Raw genomic sequence first — 24,970 nt, forward strand, 5'->3', positions numbered from 1 at the left:
CATGATTACCGTAGCCGAAGCAAAAACAATCATCCGTAACAACATTACCCCTTTAGCAGCCATCAATTTAAACCTTGCTAATGCTTCAGGACATATACTCGCTGAAGATATTTATGCTAACTGTGACATCCCTGCATTTAGGCAATCATCAATGGATGGATATGCATTAAAATTCGAGGAGGACTTAAAAGAATTGACCATTACTGGCGAAATGGCTGCAGGAGCTCCTGTAAAATCAACGCTAAAAGCTGGAGAGACACACCGAATTTTTACTGGTGCACCATTACCTGAAGGAGCCGATACGGTGATCATGCAAGAGAAAGTGAGCGTAGAAAATGGTAAAATCATATTACAAGACATTAATCTTAAAAAGGGATTAAATGCAAGGGAAAAAGGTTCTGAGATTAGTGCTGGAGATTTAGCGATGAATAAGGGCAATCTTTTAACGCCTGCTGCTATTGGTTTTCTGGCCGGTATTGGCATAATCAAGGTTTCTGTTTTTCCTATGCCTAAAGTTGCCATTATTGTTACGGGCAAAGAACTACAAAAACCCGGACAGCCACTTAACTTTGGTCAGGTGTACGAATCTAATTCTTATTCGCTCACCGCAGCCTTAAAAAATGAAGGGATTACCGAGATTTCAGTTTTTGAAGCAGATGATGAACTTGATATTTTAACTGATGTACTTGCAACAGCATTGGCAAAGGCCGATGTAGTTTTGTTGACCGGAGGTGTAAGTGTGGGCGATTATGATTTTGTAATTGAGGCTTCCCAAAGATGTGGCATAGCACAGTTGTTTCATAAGGTGAAACAAAAACCAGGCAAACCACTTTATTTCGGTAAAAAAGAACAACAATTGGTCTTCGGACTTCCCGGCAATCCATCTTCTGTATTGAGCTGTTATTATAATTATGTATTGCCCAGCCTGAAACATTTATCTCATAAAGAAAATACTGTTGGAGAATTAAAGGCGGCGCTTACGGTTAGTTATCAAAAACCAAAAGGATTAACACATTTTTTAAAAGGTTTTTATAAAAACGGACAGGCAACTCCATTAAATGCACAAGACTCTTATCGGTTAAGTTCTTTTGCCCAAGCCAACTGTTTAATTTGTTTGCCCGAAGAAGAAGAAAGCTTTGAGAAAAACCAATCGGTAACGATATTATTATTGCCCAACTAAACCATGCAAGAATCTTTTATCCTTTTTTATATCCTGCTTTTCGTTGTTGCTTTTTTATATGCATCTGTTGGTCACGGAGGCGCTAGTGGATATTTGGCCTTAATGGCAATTTTCGCTATTTCTCCTGCCATAATGAAACCTACTGCCCTATTGCTTAACCTTTTTGTTTCATCAACCTCTTTTATACAATTTTATAGAGGCGGGCATTTTAAATGGAAGTTGTTTTGGCCTTTTGCTTTAGCATCCATCCCACTCTCTTTTATTGGTGGTATGATGGCTATTGAAAGTTCCATTTATAAAAAAATATTGGGTGTTTTATTACTCATTCCAGTCATCAGGTTTTTCTTTTTCAAAAACACTGACCCTAAAGATTTTAAAGCTGCTAACATTCCGCTTTCACTGTTAGTTGGTGGTATTATTGGGCTCTTATCAGGAATGATTGGTATTGGTGGAGGCATTATTCTCTCTCCTGTTATATTATTGCTAAAATGGGCCGACCAAAAACAAACCGCTGCCATCAGCGCTGCTTTTATCTTTGTAAACTCTGTTGCTGGTTTGGGCGGACAACTCATCAAAGGTTTTGAGTTTAACAATCACATGTTTGCTTATGTTGCCGTTGCTTTTGCAGGAGGTATATGCGGTGCTTATTTTGGCGCATTAAAGTTCCCACAAACCATATTAAAAAATGTATTGGCTTGCGTTCTTGCCCTTGCAGCTTATAAATTATTATTTACACACGCATAAAATGAAGTACCTTATTCCAATTTTCTTATTATTCGGTTTAACAGTTAAAGCACAAGAAAGCAAACAATTTGTTGTTGAGGGAAAAGTTAAACAACAAATGACGGTAAACCTGAATATGCTAAAAAACTACAAAAGTGTTTCAATTGATAGTATGACCATTTACAATCATTTAATGGTACGTAAGAGTGTCCTTAAAAACGTAAAGGGTGTTTTATTGAAAGATTTATTAGCAAAAGTAGAAATCGATGCGCCCTCACCAACCGTATTGAGTGAATATTACCTTGTTTGTACAGCAAGTGATAACTACAAAGTTGTACTTTCATGGAATGAGGTTTTTAACTCAAAAACCATGAACAACTTTTTGATATTAACCAGTTTTGAAGCCAATCCAGCAAAAGCTGAAAAGGGAAACATTGCCATGATTGCACCTGGTGATGAAGCCTCTGGTAGACGATTTGTAAAAGGATTGAGCAAAATTACCATCTTACGCGTAAATTAGCCAAATGGAAATCGAAATCATTAGTTTTGGGAAGATTGCAGAATTCATAGCCAATCAACGCCTAACAGTAAAAGGCGTTGAAACTACTGCGCATTTGAAAGATTTCCTAGAAAAAGAGTTCCCCAAGTTGGCTAACATCAAATACAAATTGGCATTAAACAAAACCATCATTCAAAAAACCACAGCTTTAAAAAGTGGTGATACAGTTGCGTTAATGCCACCATTTTCAGGAGGTTAACATGGCATCGGAAAGATATCATAGACAATTAATCTTGGAAGGTTTTGGTGCAAATGCACAATCAAAATTAACTGCAGCAAAAGTTTTGGTAATTGGTGCTGGAGGTTTGGGCTGCCCTGCTTTACAATATTTAACAGCGGCTGGCATCGGGCTAATAGGCATTGCCGATGATGATAAAGTGGCCTTATCTAATTTACATCGTCAGATTTTATATACCACTAACGATATCGGCAAATCAAAAGCAAAAGTAGCTGCACAGCGATTGCATACAATGAATCCCGAGATTCAATTTGTGGTGCATACCCTTCGAATTGAATCAATTAATATTCTTGAAATTTTAAAGGATTATGATGTTGTGTTGGATGGTTCTGATAATTTTGAAAGTAGATATTTGATTAATGATGCCTGTGCTTTGTTAAAAAAACCATTGATTTTTGCTGCAGTAGCTGATTATGAAGGTCAGCTAGCCATATTTAACGTAACAGATGAAAAAGGAGAAACCACTAATTACCGAGACCTTTTCCCTATTGCACCTAAACCAGGAGAAATTGCTAATTGCGCAGATAATGGCGTAATTGGTGTATTGCCAGGGATAATCGGTACCATGGCCGCTAGTGAAACCATCAAACTGATTACAGGTTTAGGCAAACCATTAGTTAATAAGTTATTACATTATAACCTCCTCAACAATGAGCAACATGAGTTAGCTATTATTGCAGGGAATGATTATCAACTACCGCAAAACGAAGCAGATTTAATGACATTTAATTACAATCAAACTGGTTTAACCGAACCAATGGTGATAGAAATAGATGCAACAGCGTTGAATAACTTACAACAAAAAACATCAACGCTGTTAATTGATGTAAGGGAACTACATGAAGTTCCAGCGCTCGACAAAGCTGTTTATCGCCAAATACCGATGTCTAGTTTTGCTGATTTTTTATCAACCGATGTTGAAGAACAAAACTTGGTGTTAATTTGCCAACACGGAATTAGAAGTGTAGCCGCTGCAGAAGCATTAGCCGAAAAGTATGGCAACACCAAAAACATCTACAGCCTTAAAGGTGGAATTGTGAAATGGCGCAATTATTTTAGCAATTAACATGAACGAGAAAAAGATAAAAAACATATTTGTTAGTGGGCCCATCACACCAGCTTTTATCGCTGATAGCATAGCCAAACATAGTGCTAAGACTAATATTGGTGGGCATAGTATTTTCATGGGGCAAGTGAGAAGGGATGAAATTGATGGTAAATTGGTCTCGGCAATTGAGTACACCACTTTCGAAGAAATGGCGCTTACGAAAATGCATGAGATAAGGGAGGCTATTTTTAAAAAATATCCGCTCAACTGTATGCACGTTCATCATAGCTTAGGACACATTAAAGCCGGAGAAATCTGTTTATTTGTATTTACTTCATCAGCACATCGCAAACCCGCTATAGATGCCTGTACAGAAATAGTAGAAAGATTAAAAGCAGAATTACCCATCTGGGGGAAAGAAGTATTTGAAGACGAAACACATCAGTGGAAGGAAAACAAATAACATGGTTAACATTACAGAAAAATCAAGCTCGTTAAGAATCGCAATTGCTACAGCAACGATAAGTGTATCTAAAATGGAAACCATTGAAGCCATTGAGCAACGAAAAGTACCTAAAGGAGATATATTCGAGTTTGCACGTGCCGCAGGATTGTTGGGTGTAAAAAAGACGAGCGACTTGATTCCAGATTGCCACCCACTCCCTATAGAATATACAGCTATTACTTATGCAATTGAGGGATTAAGCGTAATCATCACTGTAGAGGTACATACCATTTACAAAACAGGCGTAGAAGTAGAGGCCATGCATGGCGCATCAATTACTGCCCTTACGATATATGACATGCTTAAACCGATAGATAAGGGAGTTGAAATCAGTAGCATTAAGTTATTGAAAAAATCTGGTGGGAAATCTGACTTTAAGAATAAACAATTTCCCAACCTTAAAGCGGCAGTAGTAGTTTGTTCAGATTCTATCGCCGCTGGCTTAGGAGAAGATGCTTCTGGTAAAATCATAGTTGCTAAATTGGAAGCTATGGGTATTGAAACATTAGATTACATGGTCATAGCAGATGATTTTAATACCATTCAAGAAAAGGTGAAAAGTCTTTCTGCGGCTGGTCGTGATTTAGTCATATTCACTGGCGGAACCGGCCTTTCTCCAAAAGATGTGACACCAGAGGCAATTGAGCCATTAATAGATAGGAAAATTGATGGCATCATGGAAACAGCCAGAAACTACGGACAAGAGCGCATGCCTTATGCCATGTTATCAAGAGGTGTAGCTGGTTTTGTAGGCGAAACACTGGTGCTTACTTTCCCTGGTGCTAAAAAAGCTGCTGAAGAATACATGGCTGCCTTATTTCCACAAGTTTTACATGTGTTTAATGTGAATAAAGGGCAGAAACATTAAGGCTTATCATTCTACTTAACATCAATTAAACAAGCAAAGCTTATCTTTGAGTTTTGAATTAACACTCATACAATTATGAAACAAGGCTTATTAATAGATATGGATGGCGTTATTTACAGCGGCGAAGAACTGATATTCGGTGCTGATAAATTTATTGCCAATTTACTCGATAAAAAAATTCCGTTTGCATTCATGACCAATAATAGTCAACGGACACCTTTAGAAGTGGTTCGAAAGCTAAAACTATTAGGCATTACTGTAAATCAAAGTCATGTTTATACCAGTGCAATGGCAACTGCTAAATTTCTATCAGACCAAAGTCCAAAAAGTACAGCTTATGTATTAGGCGAAGGAGGTTTATTGAGCAGTTTACATGAACATGGAATTACGTTGGTAAACACCGATCCAGAATTTGTGGTACTTGGAGAAGGGAGAAATTTTACCTTAGAAATGGTACAAAGAGCGGTAGACATGATTTTAGCAGGAGCAAAATTCATCACTACCAATAGGGATCCATCACCTAAAAAACCTGGATGGAATAACCTAGGCATAGCTGCCACAACAGCTATGATTGAAGAAGCTACAGGAAGAAAGGCATTTGTGACTGGAAAACCTAGCCCTGTCATGATGCGTTCTGCCAGAAAATTTCTTGGACTAGAAACATCAGAAACAACAGTAATTGGCGATACCATGGAAACTGATATACAGGGAGGTGTACAAATGGGTTATAAAACCATATTAGTGCTCTCTGGCATATCTAGTAAAGATATTTTAGGTCATTATGCCTTTAAACCAGATATGATTGCTAGTTCTGTTGATGAAATTAAGTTCCCTTTGAATTGGTGGGAAACCAAATAAGTTATATCTTTTTAAATGATATGTTAAGAAATGCTAAGTTGCTTAACATAAAGATAATATGAAATTAACTTTGAAATAACATAGCTTTGGAAAAATTCAAGTTTTATGAAAAAGAAGAAAGCTATCGTTAAAGAATCAAGGAAATTAGCCAAAAAGGAATTAACTGCACAAATTGTTGCGGCATTGAGCACCGTAACAGTTAACGCATCAGGAAATCAGAAAAAACTAGAGAAAGTTATTGTTAAAAATGCAAAACAACTCGCTAAAAAATTCTCTAGCTATATTAAGACTTCGGTAAAACCCGTAGATACCGTTCCAGTTGCACAGTAAAAAAAACTGTTAGCAAAAAAAGTACTGCTAAGAAAGAAGAAGTTCCAGCTTAGTATTAAAGATAAATCAACAATTACTTCCAGTTTAAGCTGGAAGTAATTTGTTAAAAATATATAGGCACCATTTTTATCCAGTCGGCTGCCTTATGTGCATTACCTTCCCAAATGTGTAGTTGATTTGGCATTTCCTTTTCATTCAATAACCTGCCGAACTCTAAGTTCCCTGGTAAAAATGGATCTTCCTTCCCAACAGCTAGTACAACTTCTAAATCCCTGAGCTCAGAAAGTAAATAACCATCTGCAAGATTTGGCACATATTGAATCGGCATACTAAAATAGACTGCCTCATTATGGTGACCATCTAGTAAATCCCTGAAATTGCCGTAGTGTTTGGTAAGATCGTATCTACCACTTAAGCCAATTGTTCTTTTAAATAGCCAAGGATATTTCATCGCAAGGTTAACCGCATGGTAAGCACCCATGCTACAACCAGCAGTTTGAATATAATCACCTCCGTTAATTTTATAGATTAACTGCACAACCTCGTTAACCAAGTAATCTTCGTATTGTTTATGTCTAGCTATTCTTACTTCGGGATGTTCATCTTTGTTGTAAAAACTCTCCCGATCAATGCTATCTACACAGAAAAGTTGCAATTCGCCATTATTGATTTGAGTTGTAAGCGCATTAATTACTCCCCAATTTTCATAGTCATAAAACCTAGCCATTCTTGTTGGAAAAAATAATACAGCTTTTCCCCTTTGGCCAAAGACCAAAAGTTCCATATCTCTTTGTAAGTGTTCACTGAACCACTTATGGTATGCCCTTTCCATTTACAGATTTTACCCAAATGTCTTGAGTTACTGTTAAGTTGAGATTAAGAGAAAGTCATGTTTGCTTACAAGCAAAAGAAAACATTAAAGCACTCTAGCCAATGCCTCGGCTATTGCCTCTCTCCAAAGTTCATAACCAAATGGCCCTAAATGAAGTCCATCTGGTGCATACAATTTGCTCATTGGCTTCCCAGATTTATCTAACATTCTTTTGAACACATTGATGAACTTCCAATTTGCATTATGCTTAATGATTTCATTCTCAATTAAGTTATTGGTATACTTAAATTGATCTTCCATTTGCCATCTTGCCGGACTTGGTTTAAGCGAAACAAAAAAACAAGGTATATCACCTAAAATAACTGAGGCTTTAGTCATTAATTGCTGAAAAAAGATGAAAATTTCTTCTGGATGTCTTCCATCACCCAAATCGTTATCGCCAGCATAAACAACAAGAGCTTTAGGATGATAACCTTGCATTACCCTCTCAAAGAACCATGTGCAGGCAGCAAGTGTAGAACCACCAAAACCAAGATTGACCATGTTATATTCAGGAAAATCGGCATTTAAACCTTCCCATAACCTGATGGAAGAAGAGCCATAAAAAAGCACAGTAGATTCATGACTTGATCCCTTGTCAATCCTTTCTATTCTTTTTATTTCTTCTTCGTACCAATACATAGGTGGTAAAAGTAAAAAAGATTTCTTTATCCAATCTTAAGGCTTTGTTAAATTTAAGTTGCATCTGATACAGACATACAACTAGCCAGAAGATTTGAACAAAAAGCTCTTTTCCTTAAAGACAATAAATCATTATATTGCATATAGGAAGTTCTGAAAATAAGACCAAATATTTAAAATTAGTCTAAAATTGAAATATGATGAAGAATAGACAATTACCTCACCTTGTATTTTGGCTAAGCTTAATTGGCTTTTTTCCACTTACAACCCAAGCTCAAAACACAAAAACCACCAATAACACACGTAAGGCAATTGTTCCTCAAAAGCAAGTAGATGTATATGCCGCCGGCATTTCAAGAGATAAAATTACAGGCAAATATTTTGCTACGTATTGGAAAAATGGAGAAGAAATACGACTTACTGATGGACAGGTAGATGTTTCGGAAGCTAAATCCATATTTGTATCTGGAAATGATGTACATGTAACAGGTACAATTCATCCTCGTGCTATTTATTGGAAGAATAGACAACCGATAGAACTTCCAACACCTATTTCTAAAGCAGGTGCATCTGGCACTTATATCACTGTTGTTGGAAACGATGTATATATTACTGGAGCAGATAATAGTCCAAATAGATATGAAGCTAAGTATTGGAAAAATGGACAGCCGGTATTACTACTTTTAAGTAAAGACTTTCCTGATGCATATACCAAATTCATTAGTTTAATAGATAATGATGTGTATGTAATTGGAGAAAGTGCTGGCTGGGTATCTGTTTACTGGAAAAATGGACAAAATGTAAAAACACTTACCGATGGTTTTAGAAGAATAACAACAATAACTCAACAGGGTGGTCATACGTATGCAGTAGGAGATTACGACAATCACGCAGCTTATTGGAAAAACGGAAAAACAACAATACTTACTAGTCAGATAAGCTTTGCAAAATATGTAGCCGTAGCAGGCAATGATATATATGTGGCAGGAGTTTATGATAAGGATAAGGATGGAAATGCATTAGTTACTGATGGAGATGGTGGTATCTACTGGAAAAATGGAGTTGAAGTAGAACTTGGCGGAACAAATCGTTTTTATCAACCAACTTCAATGGTTGCAAGCGGCAATGATGTATATGTAACAGCGTATGACAGGTATGAAACAGGTAAACTGTGGAAAAATGGACAGCGTGTAGAACTTCCAAATGCCTATAGAATTAATCAAGTTATCGTTGTAGAAAGAGCAGCAAGCAATTCAACAAAAGTAACAACAACTAAACCTATGGCAGAGAAAAAACAAGTTATACAACAGGCGAAAGTTATCGAAAAAACGCAACCATATGTTGCTTCACCTCCAAGTGCAAAAGAAAGGGCAGATCAATTTTTAGCAGAAAATAAAAAGAAACCAGGTGTGATCACCACTGCAAGTGGCTTTCAATACCAAGTACTTAAAGAGGGAACTGGAGCAAAACCATTATCTACAGATAGGGTAAAAGTACATTTTCTTGGCACTTTCACAAATGGCATTAAATTTAAAAGTGCTGATGTTCATATCATACCTAAAAATAGTAATCCAGGTTGGGCTGAAGGTATATCTTTAATGAGAGTAGGCAGTAAATACAAATTTTTCGTTCCCTCTAAGCTTACTTTCGGAAGAAACATTTTGTCCGAAATGCTAACACCAGAAGACCCTATCATTCTTGAAGTGGATGTATTAGGGATAGAGAATTAAAATATTACTTTTTACCATTATTATTTATCTAGCAAAAATAATTTAATATGAAAAGATTCCGCATCCGTATTATAACACAGATTTTCATAGGATTTATTGTTTTAAATTCCTGTTCGGCACAAGCAGACAAAACAATAAGCCTAGTTGCCAGTACTCCTATTGGGAAAGAATTGCAAACCACATTTGGTGTTAGTTCTGCTAACGAATATGATTTCATGAAGTGGGAGCTTAATCTAAACCAAAACAATCAGCAATTTATATTGGATTTAAATTATGGTGAGAGTATGCCCAATACAACTGGTTTTATCAATGGCGGCAAAAAAGCTCAAATAAGTGGAACTTATACCGCAAACACCGGGCAGATTGGAAATTTAAGTGGTAAAATATATGAGTTAAAAGACACTAAAACTGGCAACAGATTCTCCTTCCTTCAAATTGACGAACACATTTTTCACCTATTATCTGCTAAACGAACGCTAATGGTTGGTAATTCTGGCTACAGTTACACACTAAATAACAACAACTTAAATAAAACAGACTCAACTAGTCCATCACTCATCATGGCAAAACTTGCTGACAATAATAAGGCAATTCAACTATCATTTGCAGGAAGAACACCTTGTGAGGAAATAGCAACTGACAATAAATTAACGGTGAGTGAAGGCTGTTTTAAGATAAAATGGAGTATTGTTTTAAATAGAGATCCTCAAACATTAAAACCTAGCACTTTTACCATGAGACGGATCAATATAGGTCCAGATACGCTGATTGGAAATTGGCAAGTTTTAAAGGGGATTACCGCACAGCCTAAAGCACTTGTTTATCAACTCAAATCTACCAATACAAAAGAAACCTACAATCTATTGGTGGGTGATGATAATGTCCTATTTGTATTAGATCAACATTTTAGGCTTTACCCAGGCAACAAACTACACAGTTATACGCTAAATGTAAGGGAGTAATTGTTTAAACATAAAAAAGCCCTAGTTTTCACTAAGGCCTCTTTTACATTATACTTTTTAAGCTATTTAACGCTTTGTTCTCTTGGCCAAATGTTATCTGCTACATTCGCATCAGGAAAACGTCCATTAGGATCAAATGTTATCTTTTTGATTTTACGCTCACCAAAATCCATCACTGCATTAAAGGTACGATTACCATTAAACCAAACTGAAGCAGGCCAAGTTACTACTGCTGTAGTTGCATCAATCATCTTGGCATTTGCCACTTTTTTAAGCGCTGGGCCTGTTGCTTCAAACTCTACTTTTAGTACCACAGGCGATGGCATTTGTCCGGCTTCATGAACCGTTACCGTAGTTTTACCTTTAACTGTTTTAACATCTTGTATAGATCCTTCTACAGTCTCAGTCGTAAACAACCAATAATACCAGAACCACTCTAAATCTTGGTTCAATTCATTATTCATGAAAAACATGTAATCCCAAGGTGATGGGTGTTTGAAAGACCAAGTTGCCGTGTATTTTTTCATCGCATTAATTACGGCTTCATCACCAACAATGCCACCTAACATAGAAAGCATTAATGGTGTTTTGCCATAAGTTTGAAAGCTATATCCGCTACCGGCGTCGTTTGCACTCCACATCATTGGTGCTTCGTTTTCACTACCGCTGTTTCTACCATAACTTTGTCCAAGTCCATCTAAACTATAAGCTCTTTGTCTGCTATCGGCACCAGATAGAATGTTCATGTATTGGTTAAAACCTTCATCCATCCATCCGTAACGAGTTTCGTTATTACCCACTACCATTGGCCACCATTGGTGAGCTGTTTCATGATCTGCTGCACCTTGGTTAGAGTTAATTACCATTGGATATTCCATACCAGCACTTGGTCCATCTTGCAAAGTAAATTGAGGGAAAGGATAAGGCGCCCATAGTTTCGAATAAAATTCTAACGCATGACGAGAAATTTGACCAGCTCGTTCAAACGATTTTGCCCTTTCTGGCGCAAAAACCATGTGAATGGGAATAGCACCTTTACCAGGAATTGTTGCTCTTGTGGCTTTCCAGATAAAGTTCTCGGCAGTTGCCCAAGCAAAATCATTTACCTTATCGGCTAAAAAATGCCAAGTTAACTTATCACCAGGTGCAGTTGATTTACCTGGTCCTTTTTCAGATTCGCCTACAATAGTTACTTCATCATCTGAGTTAAGTACCGTAGCTAAACGTTGCTGTGCAGTTGCCGTTAATACTTCTTTGGGATTTTGAAGTACGCCTGTTCCGCTTACAATCCATCCTCCTGGTACAGTAAGGTAGACATCAAATTTACCAAAGTTGTTATAAAACTCAGACGGGCCTAAATAAGGACTTGTTTCCCATCCACGTAAATCATCATATTTCGCCAAACGAGGATACCATTGCGTAGGCTGAAAAAGTTTATCATCAAATCGTTGTGTCATTCTATGGCCTCTACCAATATTACCGCCTGGAAGTTTAGTATGCCATGCAATTTCTACTTCTACTGTTGCGCCTGCTTTGATAGGATCAATTAAATTAATACTAGCAACAGTTTGCGTTAATCCAGACACTGTTAATTTTGATGGCGGAGCAGCATTACCACCACGACCACCAAATGAAGGTGTAGCAGTAAGATCCACAGGCTGTCCAGCTACTTTTATACCAGTTAAAACCATTCCATCTGTTGCTTCAGCAGGTACAGATGCACCTCGTTGGGCTTCAGCACGAAAAATATTATGATCTAAACGCAGTACGATGTTCCTTAGCTCATCTTTACTATTGTTATGCACACTAATTTTTTCGGTCCCTGTAATGGTTTGGGTTGCTGGATCAAGACTAGCTTTAATAGTATAATCTGCTTCTAATTGCCAATAATTTGGTCCGGGTTTGCCCGAAAAATCACGTGTCCCTGCAGTAAATGCTTTGCGAATAGAATTCGTCATGGGTACATCTAATCGGATGGAACGTTTTGAAGTTTCAATGTTTTTACGGATTGGAACTGTAGTTTGTTGAGCTGAAGCAACGCCAGCGGTTGTCAGTAAAGCGAGAAGGGTAATTCGCATATTCATAAAATGAATGGTTAAAATTTGTGCTAAAAATAGAGATAGCTAACTTACTAAAAACTTATAAATGAAAGCTAAGGCTTTGTTAATTCTAACCTACATATTACAATTTGATAAAAGCAATGGAAATTGTTTTAGCGCTAGAAGAATGCATAAAAAAGAGAAATTTATTCAAGGCCCAATCCAATTTAATGTTGGGATGCAATTCTTATCAGGATACCAATAAAAATGTTAAAACTACGAGTAAAAGACTTTATAGCAATTATAACATTTAAATCGTCTTTTTTCGGTCCACCCTAGAAAAAGCTTAAATAAGGTTGGTCGACTAATTCTCTCGATTGTTGGTTGCTTACAATCAGGACAAACGATTTTCTCACGTGGCTTGCTAGGTGGAGTTGGAGCTTGAGTCATGTCTAGAACGTTTAGGGGCTGAATATATTACAATTATAATACAAAGAAACTATTTTTATTTTAAAATAATGTTAAACTTTAAAGAAAAATAGAATAAAATGTGAATTTATTTCTGATTTTTAGCTTTAAATTTCGTTTTTGGTCAAAAAAAATAGAACAAACTAGTTCTTTAGTCAAAGAAAATAGATTAATTTGTTAATTTTAAGTTAATAATAAAAACACATACACCAACTTTAAGCTCCAAAAACTATTCAAATTCATAATTTCATCAACTTAATAGAATTTTAACTTTATTTTTCGACATAATTTTTAAAAAATCACAATTTTAGAGAACATTTATTAAAAAAATTTCAAATATTCAACTCTCTTAACACACATTTACAACGCACATCACACAACTAGTAATGATGTAAAAGCTATTAAATTCAAATGCCTTAGTTTTCACTAAGGCATTTGTGTTAATAAAACTTCAAAAAAAGAAGTCAAATTAGCTAGGAGCAATAAACCGTAACTCTCAAGGTATTGAAGTAGTGTTTTCGCTAATGCTTTTATTCTGAGACTTAAAAAGAAATTCTAGTTCTGCATAAAGCTCATCTTCTTTTCCATTTTTTTCTGCAGCCTCAAATGCATTCATTGTTGGACCGTAATAATTTCTGAAAACACCTAAAAAGTCTGCCGGAGAATAGTCGGCATTAAAAGTAAATGTATCTTTAACAAAAGAAATATGCTCTTTTGCAATACCTGCACTTTCAAAACGCTCTGTTATGTTTTTTTCTACACCCCATAACATCGGACTAACGAAACCTTCTGGTGGAGCTGGTGTATAACGAGAACAAATTTTTAAAATCTGAGCAACAAGTGTAGGATCTTCAGGAATCCAATTACCCATTACAATTTTGCCACCTTGTTTGGTTACCCTTACCATTTCTTTTGCCACCTTAAATGGATTTGATGAGAACATTGCACCAAACACAGTAATGATCAAATCAAAGCTATTATCGGCAATGCTATAAAGGTCGGCAGCATCTCCTTCCTCGAAATTGCAGTTAGCTAATTCCTCTTCAATTACTCGTTCATTACCCGCTTTTACGAGGTTAATGGCTATGTCAACTCCTAGAACACTTTTTGCCAGTTTTGCTGCAGGGATTGCTGTAGTACCATCTCCACAACCAAGATCAAGAATATCCAAATCTTTTGTTATTCCTAACTTAGCCACTAAAGCCACCCCGCTTGCACGCATTGTTGCTGCTACTTTTGTAAAATCACCTTTTTCCCATAACACTTTGTTTGGGTTCATTGTTACTTTCGTCATTACCGAATATTAATATTATAATTTTGTTAATTAGAACTAATACAACCAAAGTTGACTTTACCCCTACCTCCACTGAAAAATTAAATGCGTTATGTATAATTTATATCAAATTAAATTGTTTATCTAATTCAATCAGCCTCAATAAATCAAAAAATGCAAAGATTTAATCGTGTTTTCTCCCACATTCCTCCCAGATTCGTTCGGAGAATCGGCCTTTAAAGCAACGTTTCTCGAACAACGCTGGGAGAAGTCTCGAACAAACACCCTTTCAAACCAGTCAATTGCCGTCAAATCCAATCAAATCCGGTCACTACCCTACAAAAGCTTTTTTCTTGTTTTTACTTAGCTTATTTTCGTTTTAGCATTAGGATTAAAGGAATTTGAAAATGAGGATTGCAAGAACTAACAGATATTTTATAATTAAGGCTATTTAATTTAGTTTATAAAATGGATGATGCTATCCATTCGTAATTCAATAGAATCAAAAAGCCTTACATGATATACTGCAAGGCTTTTATAGTGTTTAATATATTATTAATATATAATCATCATTTCGAAATGATGTCTATTACCGCCCCATTTTTAAACACATCATGTGGGATAAAATAACCTCTGTTCACCTTTCCGTTAACCCTTATCTCCTTTAATGCCCTTCCAGCATTTGGCTTCTTGATGACGATGGTTTTTCCATTAGATGTTTTCCATCTTACCTCATCAAAAAGTGGAACAGTAACCAGGTATTCAGGATCTGTGGCTGAGAATGGATAAAAGCCCAGCGCACTGAAAACGTACCAAGCAGACATTTCTCCAGCATCATCCATTCCTGAAAGTGCCAATCCATCACTGCCAATTCCATAAAGGTTGTTCATGATGTTATCCAGTATTTTCTGTGATTTTTCTGGCTTACCGATAAAATGATAAGCAAAAGGCGCCTCATGATCAGGTTGGTTACCCTGGCAATACTGGCCTATCATTGTTTCTACGTTCCTTGCAATATGCTTGGGATTCCATGGTACTGTAAATAATGAGTCTAGCTTGGACTCAAAACCATTGGCACCTCCGTACAAGGCAATTAATCCCTTCATGTCATGAGGGGCATAGAATGAAACCTGCCATGCATTGGCCTCTCTGTACATATACTCATAATAAGGAAACTGAGGGTTAAAAGGCGTGATCCAACTCCCGTTTTCCAATCTACCTCGCATAAATCTCGTAGCGGGATCAAACATGTTCTTATAGTTATTAGATCTTGCCATCAATATCCTATAATTGGCTGTATCGCCCAATTTCTTTGCAATCTGCGCCACCGAATAGTCATCATAAGCATATTCAAGTGTTTTTGATACACCTGCTTTTGCCTTGGTCTCTACCTGTGGATTGGCAATATCTGGATCAGAGATATAACCCTTTTTGATATACTCGGCAATATACGGCCTTGCCCCTCCCTCAACGTTCGCATTTCTCAATAAGATCTGATAAGTACCCTTGATATCAAAATCATCAATCCCTCTTAGATAGGCTCCTGCTATGGAAGAAGCGCCATGGTCCCCATGGAAAAAGGTAGGCATAAAACCTTTTTTATCGCCAACATCCTTCATTGACTTGATCACGTCAAGCGCAACCTTCGGGGATATAAGACCTAAAAGCACATCTTTGTTCCTATAAGTATCCCATAAGGATGGTTCTGTGTAATAGGCAAAATCAGCCCTTGCCACGTTCCTTTTTGCATCGGTAAACTCCCCGTTTATATCACTTCTTAAGGCTGGCCATAGAAAGGAACGATAAAGGCAAGAATAAAGCATCTGCATTTGTTTATCGGTACCTCCCTTTACCTGTACTGTCGATAAAAGATCTTCCCATTTCTGGGTAGCCTCGTTCCTTATCGTGGTAAAGGACTTGTTACCAATTTCCTTTTCAAGGTTCTCCTTTGCGTTTTCAATGCTCACAAATGACAAACCTATCTTTAGTTCAACTGGTGCATTTGTACCATTTGTGAGGTGGGCAATGGCGTAACCTGTGCGTTGACCAACATCTGTAATATCCAACCTTTCGATCGTGGTGTTCAATACTGCATAAAAATATACATTCTCTCCTCCCTGAAAACCTTGGATAACGTTATTTCTAACCTTCTCAATCTTCCATGAGGATACTCTACTATTCGCTTTGCCCATGTCAAACAGTATTTGTCTGTTTGCATTGTTCTTATAGTCATACTTATGGTAACCTGCCCTTAGTGTCGAGGTCAGGCTAACATTAACAGCATAATCCTCAAGATACACTTGATAATATCCTGGAGCAGCACTCTCGTTTTTGTGTGAGAATCTCGAACCAAATTTACTACCCGGATTTGAGAGCGGCAGGATGGGAATGTTGCAGAGGTTCCAATGCCCCTTATTGGTATGTGTAAAACCATAGATCATGTCATCTTCATATTCATAGCCTGCACCAGAACCGTATTCTGTCATCGGGCTTAGCTGTACCATTGCATTAGGCAACGAGCTTCCTGGAAAGGTTAACCCCGCCCATGACCTCCATCCCCTTGGCAATTCATAGCCCAAAATATTTGGATCTGTAAGTGGCGCAGTACCAATAAACGTGTTTACGAACTTGGTGTAAGTGGTTTTTGTCTGGCCTTTTGTAAGGGCTGTTGCCAACGTCATCACCAGCAAAAGGCTTAAAAATCTTTTATAATTGGTTTCCATGTGTTTAAAATTTGATATCATCTTATTTTCTTGCTTTTTTTATTGCCTGTTCGCATAGCGGAATCATGATGCTATACCCAGCTTCATTGGGGTGCACTCCATCTTTAGTATAAATTGCCATTGTTCCATTTCTTTCATCTTTTAAGGCAGAATGAAAATCGAGATAGACTAATCCATTACGTTCGGCATATTTTCTTATCAATTCGTTAAGTTCTATGATTTTTGCGGCTGGGAAAACACCTTGTTTCCAAGGATAATCATAAACTGGTAAATTTGCGCATAACACAACTTTAATGCGATGTACTTTAGCTAGTTCTGCCATAGCGAATATATTATCGGTAATCTGCTCAATGGTGGTTGGTCCCGTGTTGCCTGCAATATCATTGCTACCGGCTAAAATAATTACAACTGCCGGTTTAAGATTTATAACATCGGCCTTAAACCTTAAAAGTAATTGTGGACTTGTTTGACCACCAATACCTCGATTAATATAACTTTCCTTAAAAAAATCTGGAATTTCCTTCTTCCAAAATTCTATGATTGAGCTACCTAAAAACACTACTCTTTTTTCACCTTTTTTAGGCAGTCCAATTGTCTCATTATCGCTCTTGTATCGATTTAAATTTGCCCAATCTTGCGCATGCGAAAGATTAAACATCAATAAGAGTAACGATAAACCGATGATGCTTTTAAAATTTCTCATTTACGATCAGAACTAAAAGTTGCAGCAGGTAATCTTTCTTTATTAAATAAAGTTGCAGTACTGGTATCGCTCCAAGCATACCTAACATAAATTGGGTTATCAACTGAACTGGCACTAACTACCACTTTGTTATTTGCAATTTTCGCTTGTGCAGGAACGTAATTTTTATCAGCTCCAGCAACCTCAAAATTGGTCAACCCACTTTCAATTGCCATTAATCCACTGCCTACACCTGTAAATTCAATTATCAAATCGCTCCCAGAAACAATTAGACCTTTATAGATTGGGCCAGAAGCGGTTATTTTTCTCCCATACTCATTTACCAAAGCAAAACGAGCTAATCTTTCCCCTACATCATGCTTGTTTGGTGGATGTATGGTTTTTAAAGAACCTATGTCCAAGGTAGAAACCATTCCTGTTTTTGGTAACTTCAAAGCATAACTTTGAGCATCTCTTAATTTCTGAGATTGTTCTTTCTGGTTTGGATCTCCAAATGGATAAGGTGCGATTTGAACATAATAAAATGGAAAGTCATAAGTCCATTTACTTCTCCAATCTGCTATCATAGTTGGAAAAAGATATTTATACTGTTCGGCCCTGCCTACGTTAGACTCTCCTTGATACCAAATTGCCCCTTTTATTTTATAGGGAATTAAAGGGTTAATCATTGCATTAAAAAGTGCCGTAGGCGAATTACTGTTAAGCCTAGAAATGTTTGGGCGTTCTGCAATATTAGCTTTAAGACCATAAGTATAAAATTTACCGTCTTTTATCTCTGCCACTAATCTAGCTTTCCAAACACCTGCTAATGGAATAACATTGCCCTTATTATTAACAAGTGAAACATCTCCATTTATAGAGCCTGGACCGCCAGTATCAATTACCCTAATTGCAATTACATTTTTACCATTTACCAAAATATTTTTAGAAACTTGAATGCTTCTTGGTGTGCCTGCGAAGCCACCACCATTGAGCCCACCAACGTATTGTCCGTTGATGTAAATGGCCTCCATATCATCTATAGCTCCAATTTTTAAGAAATAATCAGTACTTACATCTTGGATTTCTATTTCTTTCCTCAACCAAATAGCCCCGTCAAATTCGCCAGAGCTTAATAAATCTATTCTACCAGGGATTTTTAATGTGGTCCATTGCGAATCGTCAAAATTTGTTGCAGCAGCACCTAAATCAGAAAAGTTAATGTTTTTCCATTGCTCATTTGTTTTCGGAATTTCTTGCGTTGGCCATTTATTTGTCCATTGTTCGCCTTTGGCTTGAAGGTCTTTTAAGCCATCAATGGCTTTATCAAAGTCTTTTAGCTTGTTTAAAGATTGTTTACTAGTCCATGCTTCGGCAGGTGTACCGCCAATCGATGATTGAATAATTCCTATTGGAACATTTAATTCTTGATATAATCTTAGTGCATAAAAATAAGCAGCTGCACTAAAATCGCCAGCTGTTTCTGGTGATGTTGCAACCCAATTTACTTTAACAGAATCTAAAGGAACAGCAGAAATCCCAAAAGGCACTTTCATAAATCTAATTTTTGGAAAATTTGCTTTACTAATCGCTTGCGCACTATTTGAGATGGTATCTCCAGGTAGCCAACCTCTTAAATTGATATCCATATTCGATTGCCCTGAAGCCAACCAAACTTCACCAATTAACACATCTTTAATAATAATACGCTCTACTTCATTTTTAATGGTAATGGTATAAGGCCCGCCTGCTTTTGGTGTGGCTATTTTAGTTTTCCACTTGCCATTTGCATCTGTAATAGCATATACGGGTTTGCCCCAACTCGGGCTAATTGTTATTTTTTGATTTGTTCCTGAACATCCCCAGATATCAACATTGGCTTCTTGTTGCAAAACCATGTGGTCTGAAAACAATGTTGAAGTCTTCAGTGTTCTTTTTTCAGGAATTTGAGCATTAACTGTTAGGTTAATTAATATTAAACATACGAATGCGATCAAACCTAGATTATATATTTTTTTCATTTTTGTTATTACTAATAATTTAAGCGTTAACTTAATAAGCATTGCTGTTTTTAATATAAAACGTTTTACCAAATTAAAAAACAACTTTAATGTTTTATGATAAAGATTTAATTTTTTACAATTTTATAGACAATTCCCTCTTTATTTTCAGGACCAGTTTCGGGATTGGTTAACACATAAAGTTCACCATCTTGATCTTCGCCAAAACTTGTAATTCTGGCTGTTTTGGGAAAGTTTTGTAATGTTATTTTTCCTTTACTCCATTTCGTTCCCACTTTTTGCAGATAAAATACAGGACCTGTCCAATCGGCAAATACGTATTTGTTTTTTAAGCCTGGTAATTGTTTTCCATTATATACATATCCTCCTGTAACAGAAAGGCCTTCGGTATGGGGGTATTCTGAAATAGGCATGGTAATCCCTTTAAGGTCACAGGCAGTAGCTGGATTATAACAATGTGTTCCTTCAGCTATGCGCCAGCCATAATTGGCTCCTTTTTTAACAATATCTACTTCTTCCCATTTATCCTGACCAACATCACCAACAAATAATTGCCCAGTGGTTTTATCAAAAGAGAATCGCCACGGATTACGGAAACCATAAGCCCAAATTTCAGGTTTATATCCTTCTTTACCTATAAAAGGATTGTCTTTAGGCACTAAATAGGTAGACTCAGTGTTCACATCAACTCGCAAAATTTTGCCATGCCAAGTATCCATGTCTTGTCCGTTACCTATTGTTCCATGTTTATCTCCTTGTCCACCGCCATCACCAACAGAAATATATAAATAACCATCTGGGCCAAATTGTAAGCAACCCCCATTATGATTTGATTGAGGATTTTCAATCGTGAATATAACCCTCCCACTATTTGGATCTAGAGGAGCTAGACCATCTGTATATTGATATTCGGCAATTACACTTGTATGATCTGATTTTTGGGTAGAATTAACGCTGTAAAACACATAGAATTTTTTATTAGTTTTAAACTGTGGATGTAATGTAATTCCTAATAAACCACGTTCATCATATCCTTCAAAAAACTTTTTAAGTTTACTTTTTAAATCGAGAATAGGTACATCGCTAACTTTACCATTTTTTATCACCTTGATTTTACCACCTTGTTCGGTAATCCAAACCTCTCCATTACTAGGAAAAGCAATAGCAGTTGGTGCTTGCAAATTTGTAGCTATTGTTGCAACTTTTAGTTTGATTGTTGCAACTTTTAGATTGATTGTTGCAGTGCTATTTTGTTTTTTAGTTGTTCTTGCTCTTTTTAGCGTGTTAGATGAAAAGAAAAAAAAGGCAAAGGCTAATGCCACTGCAAGTATTATAAATCCCCATATGGGCGACAGTTTAAAAAATTTATTCATCATTACGTTTAATCAGTTAATTAATTTAACATCTATTAATTGCCAAAATCAAACCATATGGTTTCGCGTATCGTTTCTCCATTTAGTTTATATTTTTGACTTTGTGGACCAAGTACAGTAGCCGTTTGAAACTTGGTTCCTATTGCGCTAATGCCATTTAAGAAGCCAATATTTCCTGATGGAAATGCTGGTTCGACATTATTATTCTTTAGAGCAGCCATTTCTCTTGCGGGTTGAAACATTTGCAGATACATGTTTTTATTGCTGGTATAAACCGTAAATGGCGCTTCTTTATTCTCTATTACTACCCAATTCACTTGTGCATGATAACCTTTAAATTCAGGGAAACCCCAAGTTTCACCAGTGATGGTATTGTTATAGTTTTTATGCCAAACTCCAAATTGTTGCCCCTTAAGTCTATTCTTCCAAACCCTGTAAGGACCTTGACCAAGATATTTCATACCTGTAATTTTTTCTTCTGGGTAATTAAATGTTATCCCCATAAAATCAGCCTCACCTTGTTGACTGTATTCGTAGTCAAGCTTAGCCTTACGACCAGGTTCAAACGTCCATTTAACATGTAAAGTACCAGCACCTTCATAACTTGCTTCAATTACATATTGGTTCTTCACTGCCTGATAAGAAAATGCTTTTAAAGTGGTGGCTACTCCAGCTAAAACCGGACCGCCTGATAAGGAAATATTAACTCCATTAGATTTTGATACTTTTTGTATATAACCTGTAGTTTTATCAAAATAATAGTTAATTCCATCACAAGTAATTTGAAGTATAGAAGTTGCATCTACTGCTTTTAAGGTAGATTTAGGTGCTACTGCAGCCAATTGTTTTAGTGCACTGTTTTGAGCGTTGATAGTCCAACTCCAAGTGAAAATTTCCTTTTTGTCTGCGCCATAAGCGGTAAGGTAAAGTGCATCGCTTTTTAACCAATCTTGTGGTAAGCCTAAACTAATTATACCTTTTCCACCTGGCTTAAGGTTAATGGCTGTTGCTGATCCTGCTAATACTGTAGTGGCTAATGTAGTTTTTGCTTTTGCATTTGGTAACTTAACAAGTTTCCATTTAAACGTACATTGATTAATATTGGTAAAGTTGTATCTGTTCTCAATCTCAATTTTACCATTAAAGTTTTTATCTATTGGTTGAACATTGATATAGATTGGCGACCAAATTTCCTTTATGGTGAAGAAACTTGCTTCTTTTTCTCTGTGAGGTCCAACAATTCCATCGGGTGCATGATTACCATCACCGTCATATATGCCATTCTTATCAGTACGGATAATGTTTTCGTCTACAAAAGCCCAAACAAAACCACCAGCACCGTGTGGATGTTTAAGCATCTGATTCCAAAAATCATCTAAGGCCGCCCCTGCTCCACCATCATAAAGCCCATGCATAAATTCCGTTGGGAAGTAAACTTCTTGGCCAGTAGTAGCAGCTTTAACCATGTAATTATAATCAGGATAATGTTTAGTATCAGTACCATTAAATTTCTCCCACGGGTGAATAACTGTTCTATTTTGAGGGTCATATAATGAATAATCGCCATCCAAATCCCTATTCCAACCTCCTTCGTTACCATTTGCCCAAAGAATAACCGATGGATGGTTTACATCACGAACTACCAATTCCTTAACCAATTTGCGACCTACAGTAGTATCATATTTTGCTTGCCAACCAGTTAACTCATCAATAACATATAAACCTAAAGAATCACAAACATCTAAAAAATCCTGATCTGGTGGATAATGAGACATCCTAACCGCATTCATGTTCATTTGCTTCATTAAGCTGGCGTCCATTACATGCAGATTATGACTTAATGTACGTCCAGATTCTGGCCAAAAGCTATGGCGATTACTACCTTTTAATAAGATTTTAACGCCATTTACATAAAACCCATCATTATTTCTTACTTCAACAGTTCTAAATCCGAATTTCTGTTTTGTTTGATGAATGATTTGTTGGTTTCTTTTAATCGTTATTAAAACATCGTATAAATTAGGAAATTCGGCACTCCATAAAAGTGGTTTATCGAAGTTACTTTTCAATTGTAATTTTTCCTTACCAATATCTGATTTTATAGAAAATGGTTTTCCAAAATTTGCTCCTTTTATAGTTCGTACTTGCGCTTCAATAACTTCATCTCCCCTTAAGTTTTGCGGATATAAATCCAGCTCAAAACTGCCGTCTGCTTTAGCATTAACTGCTACTCTATCGACAAAAATTTCTGGTGTAATTTCGAGATAAACAGGCCTAAAAACCCCTCCAAATACCCAAAAATCGCTTGTACGTTCAGCTTTATTGATAGATTCATTTGAAGACATTTTATTAACCGTGACTTCTAATAAGTTTTTGCTATTAGGTTTAATTAGTGAAGTGATATCATATTTAAAGCGGTAAAAACCACCTTGATGAATATCACCAGCTTGTTTACCATTTATCATTACTTTAGTATCTGTCATCGCCCCTTCAAAAACCAAGAAAACTTTTTTTTCTGTTAAATTTTCGAAAAAGAATTCTCGTTTATAAAGACCTTGTTCACTCGCTTTATCCTTATCATGTCCATAATTATAAGTACCAAAACCTTGCTGTTCCCAATTTGAAGGAACAGGAATTTTTGTCCATATGCCGCTTTTTCTACCTGCTGTGCAGTAAAAATCCCATAGAACGGTGTGATCCTTATCTATTCCTGATAGATACCTTACAATAGTTTGTTGTGAAAATGCATTAAAGCAAAAAACAGAAAGCAAGCAAAGCAGAAGTAATTTTTTCATTTTTAACAATATTTGGATGAGCTGCAATTTCATATATTTTTAGCAATAAAAGCAATTAGCCAGCAATTTTTATTGCTGGCTAAATTTGCTCGCTTAAAAAGCGTACAACTCGGCTAAATGAGTAACGTTTGACCCGTAAGATGAATTTATAGTAACCTTAAAGTAACGGGCTTGCTTGTTAAAACCAGCTGGGTAAAACACTGGTTGAAGACTTTGCGTATTTTGCAAGTTTAGTGTTCCTGCATCAGTCCAGGTTACATTATCAGTACTTAACTGAAGATTCACTTCATTTGGTTTCCCATTATCCCCACTCTGTCTTGCTAAGAAAGATAAACCATGAAATGTTTTTACCTCACCTAAATCTATTGTTAAAGAATGAGGAGGACTAGCTGTACCATTTTGCCATTGAGAATGCCAAAAGGTACTATTAACACCATCTAAAACAAAAATTGCTCTACCATTATTAGGCCCTTCGCCATTGGCTTCCTGTGATGAGAAACCCACTATAGAGAATTTTGACCTGTCGAAATTAGGATAATCAGCTAAATCTGGTAAAGCCCTTACCACATAATATACCGTTTTAAGTGATCCCTTAACCTTAACACTTTGGCAAGACATGGTAATTGGCAACAAATACGTAGTAAAAGCATCCATTGCTCCTACTCCAGTTGCCTTAAAGTTAATCTTTAAAGGCGTAGTGCTTAATCCACCCTTTGGAATAACAGCACTTGTAGCCGATAGTGTATAAGAACTTGATGGCAATATCTGATAAGTAGTTTTGTTAGCTGTATTATATGTTGCTACTAACGAATTATCAACTTCAAAAGATACTGGAATATCTGATTCAGGATAACCATACCCGCCATAATCAGCACCAAAAACCGCAGTTTGCACAAGGTTGTCTTTTACTTTTAGATTTGTGGTTACCGCACCATTAACTCCTTGAGGCATGTAAACATTAACATAGTTTGCTAGGGGCTGGTCGGGAAGATCTACTTCATCCTTACAGCCATACCAAGAGGCCGAACTTATTAACCCTAAAAGGATAAATAGTATTTTATATTTTTTTTGAGTTGTCATGA

At 36.5% G+C, this 24,970-nt stretch carries 22 protein-coding genes; 12 read left to right on the plus strand and 10 right to left on the minus strand.

All coding sequences use genetic code 11. The annotated features are described in order from the left end of the window. Position 1 precedes the first annotated feature (1 nt). The 9 genes from glp to R2Q59_RS06575 all read left to right on the plus strand — a co-directional run bounded on the left by glp (position 2) and on the right by R2Q59_RS06575 (position 6,309). Positions 2-1,180 carry a gephyrin-like molybdotransferase Glp gene (gene glp, locus R2Q59_RS06535; protein ID WP_316784563.1) on the plus strand — a complete coding sequence of 393 codons (1,179 nt, stop codon included), beginning with the start codon at positions 2-4 and terminating at the stop codon, positions 1,178-1,180. Between the two features lie 3 nt (positions 1,181-1,183). Next, on the plus strand, positions 1,184-1,924 hold the full coding sequence (locus tag R2Q59_RS06540; protein WP_316784565.1) for a sulfite exporter TauE/SafE family protein: 741 nt from the start codon (positions 1,184-1,186) through the stop codon (positions 1,922-1,924). A gap of 1 nt (position 1,925) precedes the next feature. Next, positions 1,926-2,423: a molybdopterin-binding protein gene (locus tag R2Q59_RS06545; protein ID WP_316784566.1), complete on the plus strand. Its 498-nt coding sequence runs from the start codon at positions 1,926-1,928 to the stop codon at positions 2,421-2,423. A 4-nt stretch (positions 2,424-2,427) separates the two neighbouring features. Then, positions 2,428-2,661: a MoaD/ThiS family protein gene (locus R2Q59_RS06550; RefSeq protein WP_316784568.1), complete on the plus strand. Its 234-nt coding sequence runs from the start codon at positions 2,428-2,430 to the stop codon at positions 2,659-2,661. A 1-nt stretch (position 2,662) separates the two neighbouring features. Then, on the plus strand, positions 2,663-3,766 hold the full coding sequence (locus R2Q59_RS06555) for a ThiF family adenylyltransferase (RefSeq protein ID WP_316784570.1): 1,104 nt from the start codon (positions 2,663-2,665) through the stop codon (positions 3,764-3,766). A 1-nt stretch (position 3,767) separates the two neighbouring features. Then, the gene (locus R2Q59_RS06560; protein WP_316767099.1) at positions 3,768-4,211 is read left to right on the plus strand and encodes a molybdenum cofactor biosynthesis protein MoaE; all 444 of its coding nucleotides are present in this window, start codon (positions 3,768-3,770) and stop codon (positions 4,209-4,211) included. Position 4,212: 1 nt separating this feature from the next. Then, on the plus strand, positions 4,213-5,121 hold the full coding sequence (moaCB, locus tag R2Q59_RS06565) for a bifunctional molybdenum cofactor biosynthesis protein MoaC/MoaB (RefSeq protein WP_316784572.1): 909 nt from the start codon (positions 4,213-4,215) through the stop codon (positions 5,119-5,121). Between the two features lie 75 nt (positions 5,122-5,196). Next, on the plus strand, positions 5,197-5,979 hold the full coding sequence (locus R2Q59_RS06570; protein WP_316784574.1) for an HAD-IIA family hydrolase: 783 nt from the start codon (positions 5,197-5,199) through the stop codon (positions 5,977-5,979). Positions 5,980-6,084: 105 nt separating this feature from the next. Beyond that, a complete protein-coding gene (locus R2Q59_RS06575; protein ID WP_316784576.1) occupies positions 6,085-6,309 on the plus strand; it encodes a hypothetical protein in 225 nt (74 codons plus the stop codon). A gap of 103 nt (positions 6,310-6,412) precedes the next feature. On the opposite strand, the gene R2Q59_RS06580 is transcribed toward R2Q59_RS06575, so the two are convergent. After that, positions 6,413-7,141: an esterase family protein gene (locus tag R2Q59_RS06580; protein WP_316784579.1), complete on the minus strand. Its 729-nt coding sequence runs from the start codon at positions 7,139-7,141 to the stop codon at positions 6,413-6,415. A gap of 84 nt (positions 7,142-7,225) precedes the next feature. Beyond that, positions 7,226-7,822, minus strand: a complete 597-nt coding sequence (locus tag R2Q59_RS06585; RefSeq protein WP_316784581.1) for a GDSL-type esterase/lipase family protein — start codon at positions 7,820-7,822, stop codon at positions 7,226-7,228. 197 nt (positions 7,823-8,019) lie between these two features. Here R2Q59_RS06585 and R2Q59_RS06590 point away from each other — a divergent pair, with 197 nt between their 5' ends. Both R2Q59_RS06590 and R2Q59_RS06595 read left to right on the plus strand, forming a co-directional pair. Further along, the gene (locus tag R2Q59_RS06590) at positions 8,020-9,552 is read left to right on the plus strand and encodes an FKBP-type peptidyl-prolyl cis-trans isomerase (protein WP_316784582.1); all 1,533 of its coding nucleotides are present in this window, start codon (positions 8,020-8,022) and stop codon (positions 9,550-9,552) included. Between the two features lie 47 nt (positions 9,553-9,599). After that, positions 9,600-10,514, plus strand: coding sequence for a hypothetical protein (locus R2Q59_RS06595; RefSeq protein WP_316784584.1), 915 nt, complete (start codon positions 9,600-9,602; stop codon positions 10,512-10,514). 62 nt (positions 10,515-10,576) lie between these two features. Here R2Q59_RS06595 and R2Q59_RS06600 read toward each other — a convergent pair whose 3' ends face one another. Further along, a complete protein-coding gene (locus R2Q59_RS06600; RefSeq protein ID WP_316784586.1) occupies positions 10,577-12,598 on the minus strand; it encodes a M1 family metallopeptidase in 2,022 nt (673 codons plus the stop codon). A 61-nt stretch (positions 12,599-12,659) separates the two neighbouring features. Between R2Q59_RS06600 and R2Q59_RS06605 the strand changes: the two genes are divergently transcribed. Beyond that, the gene (locus R2Q59_RS06605; protein ID WP_316767115.1) at positions 12,660-12,818 is read left to right on the plus strand and encodes a hypothetical protein; all 159 of its coding nucleotides are present in this window, start codon (positions 12,660-12,662) and stop codon (positions 12,816-12,818) included. 699 nt (positions 12,819-13,517) lie between these two features. Here the strand turns inward: R2Q59_RS06605 and R2Q59_RS06610 are convergent. The 7 genes from R2Q59_RS06610 to R2Q59_RS06640 all read right to left on the minus strand — a co-directional run bounded on the left by R2Q59_RS06610 (position 13,518) and on the right by R2Q59_RS06640 (position 24,968). After that, entirely contained in the window at positions 13,518-14,315 is a 798-nt protein-coding gene (locus tag R2Q59_RS06610; protein WP_316784588.1) for a class I SAM-dependent methyltransferase, read from the minus strand. Positions 14,316-14,863: 548 nt separating this feature from the next. Further along, positions 14,864-17,017, minus strand: a complete 2,154-nt coding sequence (locus R2Q59_RS06615) for a GH92 family glycosyl hydrolase (protein WP_316784590.1) — start codon at positions 17,015-17,017, stop codon at positions 14,864-14,866. 22 nt (positions 17,018-17,039) lie between these two features. After that, the gene (locus R2Q59_RS06620) at positions 17,040-17,720 is read right to left on the minus strand and encodes an SGNH/GDSL hydrolase family protein (protein WP_316784592.1); all 681 of its coding nucleotides are present in this window, start codon (positions 17,718-17,720) and stop codon (positions 17,040-17,042) included. Next, positions 17,717-19,720, minus strand: coding sequence for a sialate O-acetylesterase (locus tag R2Q59_RS06625; RefSeq protein WP_316784594.1), 2,004 nt, complete (start codon positions 19,718-19,720; stop codon positions 17,717-17,719). Before R2Q59_RS06625 ends, R2Q59_RS06620 begins: the two co-directional genes overlap by 4 nt. Before the next feature lie 107 nt (positions 19,721-19,827). Continuing rightward, a complete protein-coding gene (locus R2Q59_RS06630) occupies positions 19,828-21,096 on the minus strand; it encodes a PQQ-dependent sugar dehydrogenase (protein ID WP_316784596.1) in 1,269 nt (422 codons plus the stop codon). Positions 21,097-21,128: 32 nt separating this feature from the next. Beyond that, positions 21,129-23,888, minus strand: a complete 2,760-nt coding sequence (locus tag R2Q59_RS06635; RefSeq protein ID WP_316784598.1) for a glycoside hydrolase family 2 protein — start codon at positions 23,886-23,888, stop codon at positions 21,129-21,131. 93 nt (positions 23,889-23,981) lie between these two features. Next, on the minus strand, positions 23,982-24,968 hold the full coding sequence (locus tag R2Q59_RS06640) for a BT_3987 domain-containing protein (protein WP_316784601.1): 987 nt from the start codon (positions 24,966-24,968) through the stop codon (positions 23,982-23,984). Between the last annotated feature and the right edge of the window lie 2 nt (positions 24,969-24,970).

Origin of the sequence: Pedobacter frigiditerrae (assembly GCF_032678705.1) — a bacterium.
Taxonomy (GTDB): Bacteria; Bacteroidota; Bacteroidia; order Sphingobacteriales; family Sphingobacteriaceae; genus Pedobacter; species Pedobacter frigiditerrae_A.

Coding starts and splice junctions, on each gene's coding strand:
- R2Q59_RS06630 (WP_316784596.1), bottom strand. CDS start 21,096: ATGATGAATAAATTTTTTAAACTGTCGCCCATATGGGGATTTATAATA.
- R2Q59_RS06550 (WP_316784568.1), top strand. CDS start 2,428: ATGGAAATCGAAATCATTAGTTTTGGGAAGATTGCAGAATTCATAGCC.
- R2Q59_RS06605 (WP_316767115.1), top strand. CDS start 12,660: ATGAAAGCTAAGGCTTTGTTAATTCTAACCTACATATTACAATTTGAT.
- R2Q59_RS06610 (WP_316784588.1), bottom strand. CDS start 14,315: ATGACGAAAGTAACAATGAACCCAAACAAAGTGTTATGGGAAAAAGGT.
- R2Q59_RS06595 (WP_316784584.1), top strand. CDS start 9,600: ATGAAAAGATTCCGCATCCGTATTATAACACAGATTTTCATAGGATTT.
- glp (WP_316784563.1), top strand. CDS start 2: ATGATTACCGTAGCCGAAGCAAAAACAATCATCCGTAACAACATTACC.
- R2Q59_RS06640 (WP_316784601.1), bottom strand. CDS start 24,968: ATGACAACTCAAAAAAAATATAAAATACTATTTATCCTTTTAGGGTTA.
- R2Q59_RS06600 (WP_316784586.1), bottom strand. CDS start 12,598: ATGAATATGCGAATTACCCTTCTCGCTTTACTGACAACCGCTGGCGTT.
- R2Q59_RS06590 (WP_316784582.1), top strand. CDS start 8,020: ATGATGAAGAATAGACAATTACCTCACCTTGTATTTTGGCTAAGCTTA.
- R2Q59_RS06620 (WP_316784592.1), bottom strand. CDS start 17,720: ATGAGAAATTTTAAAAGCATCATCGGTTTATCGTTACTCTTATTGATG.
- R2Q59_RS06585 (WP_316784581.1), bottom strand. CDS start 7,822: ATGTATTGGTACGAAGAAGAAATAAAAAGAATAGAAAGGATTGACAAG.
- R2Q59_RS06555 (WP_316784570.1), top strand. CDS start 2,663: ATGGCATCGGAAAGATATCATAGACAATTAATCTTGGAAGGTTTTGGT.
- R2Q59_RS06625 (WP_316784594.1), bottom strand. CDS start 19,720: ATGAAAAAAATATATAATCTAGGTTTGATCGCATTCGTATGTTTAATA.
- R2Q59_RS06635 (WP_316784598.1), bottom strand. CDS start 23,888: ATGAAAAAATTACTTCTGCTTTGCTTGCTTTCTGTTTTTTGCTTTAAT.
- R2Q59_RS06560 (WP_316767099.1), top strand. CDS start 3,768: ATGAACGAGAAAAAGATAAAAAACATATTTGTTAGTGGGCCCATCACA.
- R2Q59_RS06580 (WP_316784579.1), bottom strand. CDS start 7,141: ATGGAAAGGGCATACCATAAGTGGTTCAGTGAACACTTACAAAGAGAT.
- moaCB (WP_316784572.1), top strand. CDS start 4,213: ATGGTTAACATTACAGAAAAATCAAGCTCGTTAAGAATCGCAATTGCT.
- R2Q59_RS06540 (WP_316784565.1), top strand. CDS start 1,184: ATGCAAGAATCTTTTATCCTTTTTTATATCCTGCTTTTCGTTGTTGCT.
- R2Q59_RS06545 (WP_316784566.1), top strand. CDS start 1,926: ATGAAGTACCTTATTCCAATTTTCTTATTATTCGGTTTAACAGTTAAA.
- R2Q59_RS06570 (WP_316784574.1), top strand. CDS start 5,197: ATGAAACAAGGCTTATTAATAGATATGGATGGCGTTATTTACAGCGGC.
- R2Q59_RS06575 (WP_316784576.1), top strand. CDS start 6,085: ATGAAAAAGAAGAAAGCTATCGTTAAAGAATCAAGGAAATTAGCCAAA.
- R2Q59_RS06615 (WP_316784590.1), bottom strand. CDS start 17,017: ATGGAAACCAATTATAAAAGATTTTTAAGCCTTTTGCTGGTGATGACG.